Below are 505 nucleotides of genomic sequence, written 5' to 3'. Positions count from 1 at the left end.
CCTGACTGCGTATCTGCTTGAGCCCTTCTTTTCCCACTTTCCGCAAATCGATATATTCCATATCCCTATTATATCACTCTTCCTCTCTTTTTCCTAGCTTTTTGAGCGGGAGTAATACCCTCGGCCCGGATGCCCTGGTCAACCTCACCAGCCTCCTCACCGTCAAGGGGCGGCTCATCCGCAAGGCCCTGGGTGTGGAGGCCCTCCCGGTGGAGGTCACGCCTGACATAATCTCCTTCCCCTGGTTCGGGGATCGGGACCTCGATGCCGATGAGGTCAAGACCTACACCCACCTGATCGCCGCCCTCTGCGACATGGCTCGAAACCAGAAACGCATCACCGCCAAGGAAAAGTCCACCGACAACGACAAATACGCCTTCCGGTGTTTCCTGCTCCGGCTGGGCTTTATCGGGGCCGAGTTCAAAGACGAGCGGAAAATCCTGCTCCGCAACCTCTCCGGCAACAGCGCGTTCAAGTCCGGCAGCAGAGAGGAGGTGGCCGACCA

The 505-nt window shown here is 57.8% G+C and carries 1 pseudogene; it reads left to right on the top strand.

Annotation, left to right across the window (positions count from 1 at the left end):
* Positions 1–101: 101 nt before the first annotated feature.
* Positions 102–505: pseudogene (locus U8U68_RS22200) on the top strand (virulence protein); the annotation flags it as partial.

Source organism: Acutalibacter intestini (assembly GCF_034334985.1).
GTDB lineage: Bacteria > Bacillota > Clostridia > Oscillospirales > Acutalibacteraceae > Acutalibacter > Acutalibacter intestini.
The sequence above is the reverse complement of the archived record's forward strand: the minus strand, read 5'-3'. Positions and strand labels throughout refer to the sequence as shown.